The organism is Geomonas sp. RF6, from assembly GCF_021044625.1.
Taxonomy (GTDB): Bacteria; Desulfobacterota; Desulfuromonadia; order Geobacterales; family Geobacteraceae; genus RF6.
Genome location: NZ_CP087999.1, coordinates 3,180,106 through 3,194,884 on the forward strand (window position 1 = coordinate 3,180,106; position 14,779 = coordinate 3,194,884).

Genomic DNA, 14,779 nt, shown 5'->3' on the forward strand with positions numbered 1-14,779 from the left:
GGGGGCAGCCGCACGCCTCCCTCTTGCAGGCTCGAAGGGGCTGGCGGCTAAAGGGAAGAGCCCTTGGCCACCGGCCCCTTTCTTTTTGCTGTCCTTTTTGCCGAGATGCTGGAATCATGACAGCGGCCGATTTACCTTCCAAAGACTCACAACCAGCAGGTGCAGGGCTTAAATGATACGACTGAACGACATACTGGAGAAGGTCTCCTCGTACAACCCCGCCGCAGATCTCGACATGCTGCGCAAGGCGTACGTGTACTGCGCAAAGGTGCACCAGGGGCAGACCCGTCTCTCCGGCGAGCCGTATCTCATCCATCCGATGGAGGTGGCGGGGATCCTCGCCGACCTGCGCCTCGACATGGCCGCCGTCGTCACGGGGCTTCTCCACGATACGGTGGAGGACACCCTGGCGACGCTCCCGGAGCTGGACGCCATGTTCGGCCCGGAGGTCGCGCGCCTTGTGGACGGCGTCACGAAGATCGGGAAGATCTACTTCAAGACGAAGGAGCAGAGCCAGGCGGAGAATTTCCGCAAGATGCTTCTGGCGATGGCGAACGACATCAGGGTCATCCTGGTGAAACTCGCCGACCGTCTGCACAACATGCGCACCCTGCAGTACCAGCCGGAGGCGAAGCAGCGCGCCATCGCGAAGGAGACGCTCGATATCTACGCCCCGATCGCGAACCGCCTCGGTATCTCCTGGGTGAAGATCGAGCTCGAGGACCTCTCCTTCCGGTATCTCGAGCCGCAGCTCTACTACGATCTGGCGGCGAAGGTCGCCAAGAAGAAGCAGGAGCGCGAGACGTACGTCCACTCCGCGATCAAGATCATCAAGGACCAGCTGAACGAGCACGGGCTGAACGGCGACGTCTCCGGCCGCAGCAAGCATCTCTACTCCATCTACAAGAAGATGCAGAGCCGCAACGTCGACATCGACGAGATCTACGACCTCATCGCCATCCGCGTGACCGTCGACGACATCCGGGAGTGCTACGAGGTGCTCGGCATCATCCACTCGACGTGGAAGCCGATCCCGGGGCGCTTCAAGGACTACATCGCCATGCCGAAGGGGAACATGTACCAGTCGCTGCACACGACTGTCATCGGTCCCTTCGGAGAACGGATGGAGGTGCAGATCCGCACCTTCGAGATGCACCGCGTCGCGGAGTCGGGGATTGCGGCCCACTGGAAGTACAAGGAAGGGAAGGGGTACGATGAGAAGGAGGTGAAGCGCTTCACCTGGCTGCGCCAGCTCCTCGAATGGCAACAGGAGCTCGCCGATTCCCGCGAGTTCATGGATACCGTGAAGGTCGAGCTCTTTCCGGAGGACGTCTTCGTCTTCACCCCGAAGGGGGACGTGAAGGGGTTCCCGAAGGGGTCGACGCCGATCGACTATGCCTACAGCGTGCACACCGACGTCGGCCACCGCTGCGTCGGGGCGAAGGTGAACGGGAAGCTCGTACCGCTGAAATACGAGCTGAAGACCGGCGACATCGTCGAGGTCATCACCTCCCCGCACCACACACCCAGCAAGGACTGGCTGAAGATCGTCAAGAGCAGCAGGGCCCGCAACAAGATAAGGGCGTGGGTAAAGACCGAGGAGAGGATGCGCAGCATCTCCCTCGGACGCGAGATATGCGAGAAGGAATTCCGCCGCTATTCCCTCAACTTCGGGAAGCTCTCGAAGACCGGCGAGATAAAGCGGGTGGCGGGGGAGTTCGGATTCCAGGCGGAAGACGATCTCATGGCGGCGGTGGGGTACGGGAAGTATTCGAGCCACCAGATCCTCGGGAAGATCCTCCCGCCGGAGACGCTGGAGGCGGCGCAGGAGCGGAAAGAGACCCGCATCGGGAAGGTCATCGAGAAGCTGAAGGGGAAGTCCTCCAGCGCCATCAGGATCGACGGTGTGGAGGATGTGCTGGTCCGTTTCGGAAAGTGCTGCAATCCGCTCCCCGGCGACGAGATCACCGGCTTCATCACCCGCGGCCGCGGCGTCACCGTCCATGCCGCCGACTGCCCGGTCGCCTTGGAGAGCGAGCCGGAGAGGCGCATCGAGGTCGCCTGGAACAAGGGGAAGAAGAGCGCGCTTCCGGTAAAGATCAGGGTCGACTGCTACGACGAGAAGGGGATCCTGGCGAACATCACCACCGCCATCACCAACTGCGAGGCGAACATCTCCAGTGCCTCGATCCAGAGCACGCCGGACAAGCGCGGCGAGAACTTCTTCGAGGTGGACGTCACCGATCTCGACCACCTGAAGAAGGTCGTGGCGAACATCATGAAGGTAAAAGGTGTAATAAAAGTCGAGCGCCTGCGCAGCTAGCCGCGGCTCTCCGGGTTGGCGAAGCTGAGCGGGAGGCGATGCCGATCGCCAGCGTCCCCTCCCTTTCAAGGGGAGGGACAGGGTGGGGATGGGGTTGAGCCTGGGGCGTCTGTAGTCTGTAGGCCGGGATAAGCCGCGAGGCGTTCCCGGCAGTCCACCACAACGCAGCCGGGCACCAGCGAATGCCGGAAACGCTAGCGCTTATTCCGGCCTACATGTGGCAGCTGTCTCCTCGTCCTCGCATACACGTGGCATGTCGGGATCTCCGCAAACAATATGTAAGGAGGCAAACTATGAAGAAGGAAATCGTAAGCACCGATCAGGCGCCGAAGGCGATCGGGCCGTATTCCCAGGGTGTAAAGGCGGGAGGATTTCTCTTTCTTTCCGGCTCCATCGCACTCGATCCGGCAACCGGCGAGATGCGCCAGGGGATAGAGGCGGAGACCGAGCAGGTGATGAAGAATATCGGCGCCATCCTCGCGGAGAGCGGGCTCACCTTTGCGGACGTGGTGAAGACGACGATCTTTCTGACCGACATGGCCAATTTCGCGACTGTGAACGGGATTTACGGAGAATACTTCAAGGAGAACCCGCCGGCGCGCTCCACCGTCGAGGTGAAGGGATTGCCGCGCGGTGCTACCGTGGAGATCGAGGTGATCGCTGTTCTCGGCTAGGGGCACGAAAAAAAGCCGCTGGCGCATGGAGCGCGAGCGGCTTTCGGGACCGAGCTGTGAGGAAGGCTTAGAGAGCCTTGGTAACGTGACCGGAGCGGATGCAGCGGGTGCAGACCTTGATGCTCCTGACGGTACCGTTCTTCACGGCCTTGATCTTCTGCAGATTCGGACGCCAGACCTTGCTGGTTTTGTTGTTAGCGTGGCTGACGTTATTCCCGAAGCTAGGGCCTTTACCGCAGATTTCGCATATTCTGGACATTTCTTCATACCCCCCGGTGTTTACTGAAGTCGCTATTTATATCAGATGACGGGAGCGCACGCAAGGGAAAAATGCGTGGTGCCATCTCGGTTTAGTATAAGGTATTGTCTATGGGTTTAATCAAGGGAATCTTCTCCCTGCTCCTTTTGTTCCTCGTATTTATCAGTGTCCTCTTCGTCGATTTCGTGTACAAGACCTACTCCGTGAGCCAGCGCGAAGTGCGCGCCGACGCCATCGTCGTTCTGGCGGGCGGCAAGGGGCGCATCGAAGAGGGTGCAAGGCTGTACCGGCAGGGGGAGGGGCGCCTCCTTTTTCTGATCGGCGTGGACCCGCTGGTGAGAAAGGTGGAGCTCTTCAAGGGGAGTAGGGCGGAAGGGGTCTTTCTCGAGAAGGTTTCCCGCAACACGCTGGAAAACGCGCTCTATGCGCGGGATCTCATCGTAAAGCACAAGGTCAACTCGATCAAGCTCATCACCTCGCGCTACCACATGAAGCGCGCTACCCTCATTTTCCGCAACGCACTCCCGAAGGACATCGCGATCTACGCGCATCCGCTCGACTCCACGAACCTGAAGGAGGACTGGTGGGTGCACGGCGGCAGCTTCAAGCTCCTCTTTTCCGAGTTCTACAAGTACTGCATGTTCCGGATCTTCTTCCTCCTCGCCCCGGGCGAGCTGAGGCCGCTCCCGGTGCCGGCGTAAGCCAGGAGTGGCGGATCCAATGTAGGCCGGGATAAGCCGCCAGGCGTTCCCGGCAGTCCACCCCAGACGCAGCGAGCGAATGCCGGAAACGCTACCGCTTATTCCGGCCTACAGGTGCCAGCGCGCCTCACTGTCGATGATGACTGCAATGGCAACAAATAGTACAGGCAGGGAACCGACCGCATGACCGACCACAGCAAGTACCGCATCTTCGCCGTCGGCGACATCAACGCCTTCTTCGGCCTCATGCTCGACAACATAAGCGACCTGGTGATCATGGCGAGCATCCTCATGGGCGCCTTCCAGATGCCGCGCGACATCGTGCTGTACCGGATGATTCCGGGGAGCGCCATCGGGGTACTGCTCGGCGATCTCCTCTACACCTTCATGGCGGTGCGCCTGGCGCGCAGGACCGGGAGCTCGACCGTCACAGCGATGCCCCTCGGCCTCGATACGCCGTCGACCTTCGGGATGGCCTTCGGTGTCATCGGCCCCTGCTTCCTTGCCACCAGGGATGCCACCTTCACCTGGCAGGTGGGGATGGCGGTGGTGGTCCTCATGGGGCTTCTGAAGATCGTTGCCTCCTTCTGCGCCCCTGCCTTGCGTCGCGCCGTCCCCCGCGCCGGTCTCCTCGGCAGTATCGCCGCCGTGGCGCTTCTCCTCATCGCCTATCTGCCGACCCTGCGCCTCATCTCCTCCCCGGTCGTCGGATTTCTCTCCTTAGGTATTGTGCTGGCGGCACTGGTTGCGAAGATCCGTCTCCCGTTCCGCCTGCCGGGGGCCTTTGCCGGGATCGTGTGCGGCACTATCCTGTACTATTTCCTCGGCTGGATCGGGCTCCTGCCGGGAAGCCACCAGTTCCTGCCGCATCTCCCCCAGTTGCAGGTCGCTTTCCCACTGCCGACCTTTCAATTCATGCACGGCATGACGAAGGCGCTGACCTACCTCCCCCTGGCGATCCCCTTTGCGCTTGCCACCGTCGTTGGGGGGATCGACGTCTCCGAAAGCGCGGCCGCGGCGGGGGATGATTACCACACCCGGGACGTCCTCCTCGTGGAGGGGGTGGCGACCCTCCTCGCCGGGATGTGCGGCGGCGTCATCCAGTCCACCCCCTACATCGGTCACCCTGCGTACAAGGATATGGGCGGGCGTGCCGGGTACACCCTCGCCACCGCACTCTTCGTCGGGCTCGGCGGGATCTTCGGGTACCTCTCCTTCTTCGTCGATCTCCTTCCTCCGGCAGCGGTCGCGCCGATCCTCATCTTCATCGGCGTGGAAATAACTGCGCAGGCATTCGAGGCGACGCCAAAGCGGCACTACAAGGCGATAGCCCTCTCTTTCCTCCCCGTCATCGCGTATCTCGTGCAGATCGAGCTCGGCCTCATGCTGGGGAACCTCGGAAAGACCATTGCCGACCTCAGCGGCGAATTCCTCGACGGCTACCGCGCCACGCTGATCATGGGGAACGGTTTCATCGTCACCGCCCTCTTGTGGGGGGGTGGGTTTGCGGCGCTTCTCGACCACCGCCTGAAGAGGGGGGCACTTTTCATGGTCGTTGCCGCGCTCGCCACCCTGTGCGGCGCCATTCACTCTCCCCTGCCAAGCGGCGCCATGTTTCTTCCCTGGCAACTCCCTGAGCCCCTGGTGATGCACCTCGCTGCTGGCTACGGCGTCCTCGCGCTCCTCTTCCTGCTGCTCGATCGCTTCCATAGCGGCCTTCCTGTCCCCTCGACTGGCGAAGAAGAGTGACGTGCAATAACCTCGGTCGCCGTTATAGAATAAAGGGGTGTCAGAGGTGACGCAGACAGCGCCCGGTGCAGGTGAGGGAGGAGTGAATGAAGAAGGCGATGAAGCTTGCGGTAGTCTCCGGAGGGTCGAGGGGGCTCGGGGCGGAGATATGTGCAGAATATGTCAGGGGCGGTTTCGAGGTGGTGGAGTTTTCGCGCAGCGCGCCCCACAGCTTCTCGGTGCGTGCAGACTTCTCTGACCCGGTTGCGGCCTCCGGCATCATTTCGGAGAAGCTCACCATGCTGGCCGGGAACGACTACGACGAGATCGTTATCGTCAGCAATGCGGGACTAATCAGCCCGATCGGGCCCGCGCCGCAGAAGGACAGAAAGCACGTTCTGAACAACATCAATGTCAACTTCACTACCGCGATCCTCTTTATATGTGAGGCCGTGCGGCTCTTTCAGGAACGCCCCGGGAAAAAGACGGTGGCGCATACCACTTCCGGTGCAGCGCAAAAGGCGTATGCAGGGCTCTCTCTGTATTGTGCGGCGAAGGCGGGGATGGAGAACTTTATCCGCTCCCTTTCGGCGGAGCAGGAGAGGGAGCCGAACCCCTTCCAGGTCATCAGTATCGATCCCGGTGTCATGGACACTGACATGCAGGCCGATATCAGAGCGTCGAGCGCCACGGAATTCCCCTCGCTCGACCGTTTTCTGGAGCTGAAGAAATTCGAACAGTTGCCACAGCCACGCCACATCGCTGCCGCCATCTTCAGGATCATCGGCAGGAACAACCGCACCGGTGTGCGCTACGTCGCATCGGATTTCCTGGAGTGAGACTCCGCCGCTGGCGGTACGATCCCTTCTCCCCACTCCCCACCCTGTCTCCTTACGCCGGATAAAATGTAGGCCGGAATAAAGCGATAGCGTTTCCGGCATTCGCTGGTGGCGCTGCGGTGGACTGCCGGGAACGCCTGCGGCTTATCCCGGCCTACATGGACGCTGGTGGCCCCTCTGCTAGATCGTCCCCTTCAGTTAACCCAGACGCCTCTCCTCCGGCAATCTCTCTATCGCGTAGCGCAGCATCGTCCTCGGCATCTGCCGGTAGTGCAGGGCGAGAAACTCCTCCTCGCGGCACAGGTCACGCTTTCCTACCTCCCGCAGCATCCACCCCACCGCCTTGTGAATGAGATCCTCCCTGTCGTGCAGGAGTTGCTCCGCGACGAGGAGGGTGGAGTCGAAGCTCTTTTTCCTGATGAAGTGAAAGGTGGACATGATGGCGATGCGCCGCTCCCAGAGGGAACGGGAGAGGGCGAGGCGGTGCAGGAGCCCGTGGTCGCGCTCCCAAAGATGCGCCCCTACCAGATGTTCGGCTGAGCAGTCGACGAGGTCCCAGTTGTTGATATGGCGAGTGTTGTCGAGGTAGAGGTCGTGTATAGCGGTCCGGGCGGCCTCTGTTCCCTTCCCGTACTTCAGTACCAGGATCAGCAGGGCGAGCAGCCGGTCCTCGTGGTAGCGGCTGTTCAGAAGGAGCTCCGCCTCTTCCATCGGGAGCTCCCGGTGTTTGCGGGCGAGAGCACGCAAGGGCGGGACCCGGATGCCGCGGAATATGTCCCCCTCGCCGTACTCTCCGGGAGCCGTCTTGAAGTACCTCTGGAGGAAGAGGGCGTCGTGAGGGTTGGAGAGGTGGTGCAAGTCAACTTGTATCGCGTCCAGCATAGTTTCTGCTCCCTTACTCCGTGGTAGGCACGTCCCCTCCCCCCTTGCGGGGGAGGGCCAGGGTGGGGGGGAAGGTGCCAGCAGTCAAGCATATGGCGGCTTCACCCACCCCCTGTCCCCCTCCCGTCAAGGGAGGGGGGAGCCTCAATAAAAAAGGGACGCCTTGCTGCTGGCGTCCCTCTCTTTTCCTTCACATGCTCAAAATACTGTCGCTACTCCGCCTTCTCGTCGATCCTCGGGAAGAGCGCCTCCGCCTTCGAGATCGTCGTCCCTGCCTTCAGGCCGCCCCAGGTAAAGGATGACTGGTCCGGCTCGCCAACGACGCCGAGGGAGCAAAGCCCCTTCTCCGCCGTCTTCGGCATGAAGGCCGACAGCAGGAGGAAGGAGATGCGCTGCGCCTCCAGCATGTGATACATCACCGTCCCCAGACGCTCCTTCTGGGCGGGGTCTTTCGCCAGCGTCCACGGGGCGGTCTCGTCGATGTACTTGTTCCCCGCGGAGATGACTTCCCAGATACTCTGCAGCGCGCGGCTGAAGGCGAGCTCGTCGAGGTAGGAGTCGACCTGCGTCACCATCCCCTCTGCTTTCTCCCGCAGCGCCTGGTCGAGCTCGGTCGGTGCCCCCGGCTCCGGCAGCACGCCGCCGAAGTACTTGTTGAGCATCGCGGTGGAGCGGCTCAAGAGGTTCCCGAGATCGTTTGCGAGGTCGGAATTGATGCGGTGGATCAGCGCGGAGTGCGAGAAGTCGCCGTCCAGTCCGAACGGTACCTCGCGCAGGAGGAAGTAGCGCACCGCGTCCACGCCGTACTTGTCGACCAGCATGTTCGGCTCGACCACGTTCTGCAGGCTCTTGCTCATCTTCTGCCCCTCGACCGTCCACCAGCCGTGCGCGAACACCTTCTTCGGGAGCGGGAGCCCCGCGGCGAGGAGGAACGTCGGCCAGTACACCGTGTGGAAGCGCAGGATGTCCTTCCCGATGAGGTGTACGTCGACCGGCCAGTACTTGGAGAAGTTCCCCTCCTCATCCGGATATCCGAGCGCGGTGATGTAGTTGGTGAGGGCGTCGAACCAGACGTAGACGATGTGCTTGTCGTTCTCCGGAACGGGGATCCCCCACTGGAAGGTGGTGCGGGAGACGGAAAGATCGCGCAGACCCTCTTTCACAAAGGAGATGATCTCGTTTCGCCTCGACTTCGGCTGGATGAAGTCGGGGTTCGCCTCGATGTGCGCCAGGAGTGCCTCCTGGTACTTGCTCATCCTGAAGAAGTACGACTCTTCCTTCAGCTTCTCCGTCGGACGGTTGCAGTCCGGGCACTTGAAGTCGATGAGCTGCGTCTCGGTCCAGAACGTTTCGCAGGGGGTACAGTACCAGTCCTCGTACTCGCCGAGGTAGATGTCCCCCTTGTCCTGCACCCTCTTGAAGAATTCGGAGACACCCTTCTTGTGGCGCTCCTGGCTGGTGCGGATGAAGTCCGAGTAGGAGATCTCCAGCTTGTCCCACAGCGACTGGAACCGCTTCATGACGCGGTCGGCGAGCTCCAGCGGAGTCTCCCCCGCGGCATTTGCCGCCTTCTCGACCTTCTGCCCATGCTCGTCGGTGCCGGTGAGGAAGAAGACGTCGAACCCCTTCAGCCTCTTGTAGCGAGCCAGCACGTCGGCGGCCAGGGTCGTATAGGCGTGCCCGATGTGCGGGACGTCATTTACGTAGTAGATGGGGGTCGTGACGTAGTAGCTCGGTTTCATTATGGTTTCTCCTTTTTCCTTTCCTTGACGTCGACGGGGCGCCGCTCACGGCGTTGCTGCTTCTCGCGCGCGGCCTTCGACTTCGGATCGTTTCCTTGCGCCTCCCCCTTTTGCTGCTGCGGCTGCTTTTTGGGGCGGTCGCTGATATTCTCCGGGGCGATCTCGTCACCCTTCAGTGTCACCAGCGTGTCGTCGGCGTTTTTGACCGTCACGGTCTGCTGCAGCACGTTCACCTTCACGACCTCGCCGTCTGCGCAGCCGCACTGGACTCTCTTGCCGCACTTGGGGAGCCCCTTCTTCAGGCTGCAGTAGGTGTCGTACTCGTAGGAGAGGCAGCACAGGAGCCTCCCGCACTGCCCGCTGATCTTGCTCGGGTTGAGGGCCAGGTTTTGCTCCTTTGCCATCTTCACCGACACCGGCTCGAACTCGCGAAGATACGACGAGCAGCAGAGCTCTCTGCCGCAGATGCCGATCCCCCCGACCATCTTCGATTCGTCCCGCACCCCGATCTGGCGCATCTCGATACGGGTGTGGAAGGCGTGGGCGAGATCCTTCACCAGCTCGCGAAAATCGACGCGGCCGTCGGCTGTGAAGTAGAAGATGGCCTTGGAGCCGTCAAAGAGGTACTCCACGCGGACGAGCTTCATGTCCATCCCCCGCTCCTTGATGCGGGCGAGGCAGAACTTGTGCGCTTCCTTCTCCTTGGCGTGGTTCGCTGCGGCCGCCGCGAGGTCGGTCGGCTCGGCCAGGCGCTGCACCTGCTTTACCCCTTCCGGGAGGAGCGACTCCTCCACTTCCATGGGGCCCGCCACGACGGTGCCTATCGTTTTCCCCCGCTCCGTTTCGACGATGACCTTGTCGCCCTGGCTGAGGATGAATTTGCCGACGGTGAAGTCGTAGAGCTTTCCTGCGGTGTTGTATTGAATCCTTACTATCTTTGCCAAAAATGGCCTCCAGATCAGGAGCCCCGCTCCTGTAGGCTTTGCGTGTGGTACTGCCGGGTGGCGCCACCTCTATGGTGAGATGGGCCGAAGGGGTTTATCCCCTTTTTGCCGCCGCGAGCTTCATGAAGAAGACCTCGAAGGCGAGTCGCGCGTTCACGTTGCGGTTCATGGCACCGCGCAGCGCCATGAGCTGCTCGATAAGCTCCATCACGGACGTCTTTCCAAGCCCCTGCGCCTCCCGCGCGACGAGTTCGGCGAGGTCGGCATTCGCCACACCCTCGGGGGTGGCGTCAAAGAGGAGGATGTCCCGCAAAAAGGAGAGGAGAAGCTCGATGAGCTCCGGAATCCCTTCCTTGTTCCCCGCGCACTCCTCCGCCAGCGCGAGGAGGGGGGCGATGTCTGTGAGCGAGAGGGAGAAAACCCGCTCCAAAAACTCCCTGCGTCCCCCGAGCGCCCCCTGGCTCGTGATCTCCAGCGCGCGCTTCAGGCTCCCGGCGGAGAGGGTGGCGGCGATGCGCGCCGCGGCGGGGGCGATGCCGTCCAGCTCCAGGCGCTTCTCGATCGCCTCCTGCGAGAGGGGCTGGAAGGGGAGGGACTGGCAGCGCGACTGGATCGTCTGCAAGACAGCCGCGCGCTCCGGCGCGATGAGGATCATGAGCGCGTCCCCCGGCGGCTCCTCCAGCGTTTTCAGGAGGGCGTTTCCGGAGGAGGCGTTGAATTTGTGGGCGCCGTCTATGATGCACGCCTTCTTCGGCGCTTCGAAGGGGCGGTAGGCGAGTTCCTTCTGCAGCTCGCGCACCTGCTCGATCTTGATGAAGGCGCCGTCCGGCTCCAGGATGTGCAGATCCGGATGCTGCCCGGCCGCCACCCTCTTGCAGGAAGGACACACTCCGCACGCCTCCTCCGCGCTGCAAAACACCGCCTGCACGAAGGAGAGGGCGGTCTTTCTCTTGCCGCACCCCTCGATGCCGGAGAAGAGGTAGGCGTGCGCCACGCGTCCCATGGAAATTGAGCGGCGCAGCACCGAAATCGCCTGGTCCTGCCCTATGACCTCGGAGAAGGCCATATCTAGGAACTCGGGGAGTCGGCGCCGGCCTGGCGCGTCGGAAGCCTGCCGGAGAGGGCGAGGGCGATCGCCTCGGCCGTTTCTGCAACCCCCTGGCCGGCGTCGATCACGATGAATCGCTCGGGATATCTCTGCGCGAGGGACAGGTAGCCGCTGCGGACCCGCTCGTGAAAGCGCATCGACTCGAGCTCGAACCGTTCCTCCCGCTCCCCTGCGCTGCTCTCGATTCGTGCGCGCGCCCGGGAGAGCCCGACTTCCACCGGGCAGTCCATGAGGAGTGTGAGGTGCGGGGCGACGCCGCCGGTGGCGAGGGCGTTCAGCCTTTCGATGAGGTCGAGGTCGAGCCCTCTGCCGTGCCCCTGGTAGGCGACGGTGGCGTCGGTGAAGCGGTCGCAGAGGACGATCCCGCCGCGCCTGAGCGCCGGGGTGATGACCTCTTCCACATGCTGGGCCCGCGCCGCCGCGTAGAGAAGGAGCTCGGCGCAAGGGGTCATGGCGCTGTTTTCCGCGTCGAGGAGTATGGTGCGCACCTTGTCGGCGATGGCGCATCCACCCGGTTCACGCGTGGCGACAACCTCTTCACCGGCACTCTGCAGGCGCTCTTTCAGGAGTCTCAGCTGCGTCGTCTTGCCGCACCCTTCGATCCCTTCGAATGTAATGAAAAACCCGCTCTTATTCGTCACGCGAACCCCATAAAATCAATGAAGTATAGGGAAAGAAGAAAAATTATACAAGAGTAAAGTAGCCGCAAACCCGCATGGCTATTGCTATGACGCGGTCGTTTGGCTATAGTGGCATAAAAAATTGGCATCGGAAAGAGTGATGGATCAAAACGAAGAGTCGATACTTGCCGCAGTCGAGGAAACACTCGGTTACCGCTTCCGCGACCGCGCCCTTTTACTGGAGGCGCTGACCCATCGTTCGTGGGTGAACGAGGCGGGACGGGGGCGCGACAACCAGCGCCTGGAGTTCTTCGGCGACGCGGTCCTCGACTTCCTCCTTTCCGCCCTTTTGCTGGCGCGCTTCCCGGGAAGCAGGGAAGGGGAGCTCACCCGCGTTCGCGCGGCGCTCGTGGACGAGACGAGCCTTGCGGCGATCTCCACGAAGCTCGGGCTCGGACTGGCGCTGCGCCTCGGGCGCGGCGAAGAGAAAGGGGGAGGGCGGGAGAAGCGCTCCCTTCTTGCCGATGCCTACGAGGCGCTCCTGGCGGCGCTCTACCTGGACGGGGGGCTCGAGCCGACGACGAGGGTGGTCGAGGCGCATTTCCTGCCGGTCCTCGACTCCGGCGCGCAGCTCGGGCGCGACTACAAGACCGACCTTCAGGAGCGCGCCCACCTGCAGCTCGGGGTGCTCCCGCGCTACCTTCTGAAGGAAGTGACCGGTCCCGATCACGATCGTCGTTTCACTGTGGAGATCTACCTCGGGGAAGAGCTCATGGGGCAGGGGACCGGGAGGAGCAAGAAGGAGGCGGAGCAGGCGGCGGCGCAGGTGGCCGGCGCACTTCTCAAGACAAAGGCGTGAGCGGCATCACCGTTCCATTCTTCATTTCCCACCAGGGGTGTCCACAGCGCTGCGTCTTTTGCGACCAGCAAAAGATCGCAGGGGCGGGGGGCGCTCTTCCTACCGCGGCAGAGATCCTCGAGAAGATATCGATGTACCGTTCGAGCGCGAAGGGGCGCACCATGGAGGTGGCCTTTTTCGGCGGGACCTTCACCGCGCTCCCCCGGGAAGACCAGGAGGCGCTTCTCGAGCCGCTGCAGGGGCTTCTCTCCTCCGGTGAGCTTTGCGGGGTGCGGATTTCCACAAGGCCTGATTCCGTCGACACCTCTATCGCCTCATTTCTGCGGGAGAAATGGGTGCGCACAGTTGAGCTCGGGGTGCAGTCTCTGGACGACGAGGTGCTGAACCTCTCCGGGCGCGGGCACAGCGCGGCTCATACGGTAGAGGCCGCCGAAGTTGTGAAGGAGGCGGGGCTCGCGCTCGGCATCCAGCTCATGCCGGGGCTGCCGGGGGACACCCGGGAGCGCTCCCTCGCGACCCTCGAGCGGGCACTGGCGCTCGATCCCGACTTCCTGCGGATCTACCCGACCCTCGTCCTGGAGGGGACTGAGCTCGCGGAGATGTACCGCAGCGGCGCCTACCGCCCTCTGGAACTCGACGAGGCGCTCTCTCTTTGCAAGGAGATGCTGCTGGAGGCGACCCGCCGTGGGGTGCCGGTAATCAGGATGGGACTGCAGCCGACCGCGGAGCTCGAGTCCGGTGTCCTCCTCGCTGGGCCGTATCACCCGGCGTTTGGGCAACTCGTGGCGGCGGAACTGCACTTTGATCTCACCTGCCGCTTGTCGGCAGCTATGCCATCCGGCACCCGCATCTCCCTTTCCTGCGGGACGGGTCGCCTCTCCGACCTCGTCGGGCAGCGCAGGCGCAACGTCGATAGGATGCAGGAGCGCCTCGGCCTGGTGGTAGAGTCGGTGCGGGAAGATGCTGAGCTTTCCGCTGGCGACGTGGTCGTCGAGTGGGCTGGCGGCATTTCTGCGGGAACTTTATTGGATCTGACACGCCCGCCCCTCCGGTAGCGGCGTGTCGGACGGTATGACAAAAAGGAGCAACATCCATGGCAAAAGATATTTTCCGTTCCGGCTTCGTTTCCATCGTCGGGCGCCCGAACGTAGGGAAGTCCACCCTTTTGAACCGCATCCTGGGGGAGAAGGTGGTGATCACCTCCGACAAGCCGCAAACGACCAGGAACCGTATCCAGGGGATCCACAACATCGCGAACGGGCAGATCGTCTTCATCGACACCCCCGGCATCCACAAGGCGAAGTCGCGTCTTAACAAGTTCATGGTGGATGAGGCGCTTGCCGCGGTGCAGGAGGTGGACGTCATCCTCTTCCTGGTAGAAGCCGGAGCGGACCCCGCCAAGGAATGCGGCATGATCGACGAGGTGCTCGGCGGCGTCGGGTCGCCGGTCATCCTGGTCATGAACAAGATCGACCTGGTGCCGAAGGAGAAGCTCCTCGCGAAAATCTCCCGCTACCAGGAATGCTTCCCCTTCCGCGACATCTTCCCCGTTTCCGCCTCCACCGGCGACGGCGTCGACGATCTGGTGGAACTTGTGCACGGCCTCCTGCCGGAGGGACCGCAGTACTTTCCCGAGGACATCCTGACGGACGTCCCGGAGCGCTTCGTGGTGGCCGAGATCGTCCGCGAGAAGATCATGCGGCTAACCCACGACGAGGTACCGTACTCCGTGGCGGTGGTGGTCGATTCCTTCAAGGAGCGCGAGAACGGAGTCGTGGCGATAACCGCCACCATCAACGTGGAGCGCGACTCGCAGAAGGGGATCGTCATCGGCAAGAGGGGGGCGATGCTGAAGCGGATCGGGACGGAGGCGCGCCAGGAGATACAGCGGCTCCTCGACGCGAAGGTCTTTCTCGAGCTTTTCGTGCGGGTGAGCCCGGAGTGGAGCGACAACAGCCGCCTCCTGAAGGAGTTCGGGTACTAGCGGCGTCACTTCTCTGCACGTCCCCTCCCCCCTTGCGGGGAGGGCGAGGGTGGGGGGGAAGGTGCCACCAGATCTGCAGATGGCAGCTTCACCCACCCCCTGTCCCCCTCCCGTCA

General features: G+C 62.5%; 14 protein-coding genes. 8 read left to right on the forward strand and 6 right to left on the reverse strand.

The features are described 5' to 3' along the window. Positions 1-172 precede the first annotated feature (172 nt). Together LPW11_RS13720 and LPW11_RS13725 are read left to right on the forward strand one after the other, a co-directional pair. Complete coding sequence (locus LPW11_RS13720; RefSeq protein WP_230994439.1) at positions 173-2,323, forward strand: RelA/SpoT family protein; 2,151 nt, start codon at positions 173-175, stop codon at positions 2,321-2,323. A gap of 293 nt (positions 2,324-2,616) precedes the next feature. Beyond that, positions 2,617-2,997, forward strand: coding sequence for a RidA family protein (locus LPW11_RS13725; protein WP_230994440.1), 381 nt, complete (start codon positions 2,617-2,619; stop codon positions 2,995-2,997). A 67-nt stretch (positions 2,998-3,064) separates the two neighbouring features. Here LPW11_RS13725 and rpmB read toward each other — a convergent pair whose 3' ends face one another. Beyond that, positions 3,065-3,256 (reverse strand): 50S ribosomal protein L28, encoded by a 192-nt coding sequence (rpmB, locus tag LPW11_RS13730; protein WP_230994441.1) that lies wholly within the window; start codon positions 3,254-3,256, stop codon positions 3,065-3,067. A gap of 110 nt (positions 3,257-3,366) precedes the next feature. Here rpmB and LPW11_RS13735 point away from each other — a divergent pair, with 110 nt between their 5' ends. The 3 genes from LPW11_RS13735 (at position 3,367) to LPW11_RS13745 (ending at position 6,524) form a co-directional block, all read left to right on the forward strand. Further along, on the forward strand, positions 3,367-3,957 hold the full coding sequence (locus LPW11_RS13735; RefSeq protein ID WP_230994442.1) for a YdcF family protein: 591 nt from the start codon (positions 3,367-3,369) through the stop codon (positions 3,955-3,957). A 183-nt stretch (positions 3,958-4,140) separates the two neighbouring features. After that, positions 4,141-5,706 (forward strand): MFS transporter, encoded by a 1,566-nt coding sequence (locus LPW11_RS13740; protein ID WP_230994443.1) that lies wholly within the window; start codon positions 4,141-4,143, stop codon positions 5,704-5,706. A gap of 86 nt (positions 5,707-5,792) precedes the next feature. Then, positions 5,793-6,524: an SDR family NAD(P)-dependent oxidoreductase gene (locus LPW11_RS13745; protein ID WP_230994444.1), complete on the forward strand. Its 732-nt coding sequence runs from the start codon at positions 5,793-5,795 to the stop codon at positions 6,522-6,524. Between the two features lie 198 nt (positions 6,525-6,722). Here the strand turns inward: LPW11_RS13745 and LPW11_RS13750 are convergent, their stop codons facing one another. The 5 genes from LPW11_RS13750 to tmk form a co-directional block, all read right to left on the reverse strand. Next, on the reverse strand, positions 6,723-7,406 hold the full coding sequence (locus LPW11_RS13750; RefSeq protein WP_230994445.1) for a DNA alkylation repair protein: 684 nt from the start codon (positions 7,404-7,406) through the stop codon (positions 6,723-6,725). 212 nt (positions 7,407-7,618) lie between these two features. Further along, entirely contained in the window at positions 7,619-9,148 is a 1,530-nt protein-coding gene (gene metG / locus LPW11_RS13755) for a methionine--tRNA ligase (RefSeq protein WP_230994446.1), read from the reverse strand. Beyond that, positions 9,148-10,092 (reverse strand): PSP1 domain-containing protein, encoded by a 945-nt coding sequence (locus tag LPW11_RS13760; RefSeq protein ID WP_230994447.1) that lies wholly within the window; start codon positions 10,090-10,092, stop codon positions 9,148-9,150. The genes metG and LPW11_RS13760 overlap by 1 nt, the downstream gene beginning before the upstream one ends. A 94-nt stretch (positions 10,093-10,186) precedes the next feature. Beyond that, positions 10,187-11,158: a DNA polymerase III subunit delta' gene (holB, locus tag LPW11_RS13765; RefSeq protein ID WP_230994448.1), complete on the reverse strand. Its 972-nt coding sequence runs from the start codon at positions 11,156-11,158 to the stop codon at positions 10,187-10,189. 2 nt (positions 11,159-11,160) lie between these two features. Next, entirely contained in the window at positions 11,161-11,841 is a 681-nt protein-coding gene (gene tmk, locus LPW11_RS13770) for a dTMP kinase (protein ID WP_230994449.1), read from the reverse strand. A 139-nt stretch (positions 11,842-11,980) separates the two neighbouring features. On the opposite strand from tmk, the gene rnc reads away from it, so the two are divergent. From rnc to era, 3 genes are read left to right on the forward strand one after another with little or no spacing between them, the layout of a single operon-like run. Further along, on the forward strand, positions 11,981-12,679 hold the full coding sequence (gene rnc, locus LPW11_RS13775; RefSeq protein WP_230994450.1) for a ribonuclease III: 699 nt from the start codon (positions 11,981-11,983) through the stop codon (positions 12,677-12,679). Continuing rightward, on the forward strand, positions 12,676-13,734 hold the full coding sequence (locus LPW11_RS13780) for an elongator complex protein 3 (protein ID WP_230994451.1): 1,059 nt from the start codon (positions 12,676-12,678) through the stop codon (positions 13,732-13,734). Before rnc ends, LPW11_RS13780 begins: the two co-directional genes overlap by 4 nt. A 38-nt stretch (positions 13,735-13,772) precedes the next feature. Beyond that, positions 13,773-14,663 carry a GTPase Era gene (era, locus tag LPW11_RS13785; RefSeq protein ID WP_230994452.1) on the forward strand — a complete coding sequence of 297 codons (891 nt, stop codon included), beginning with the start codon at positions 13,773-13,775 and terminating at the stop codon, positions 14,661-14,663. The last annotated feature ends 116 nt before the right edge of the window (positions 14,664-14,779 follow it).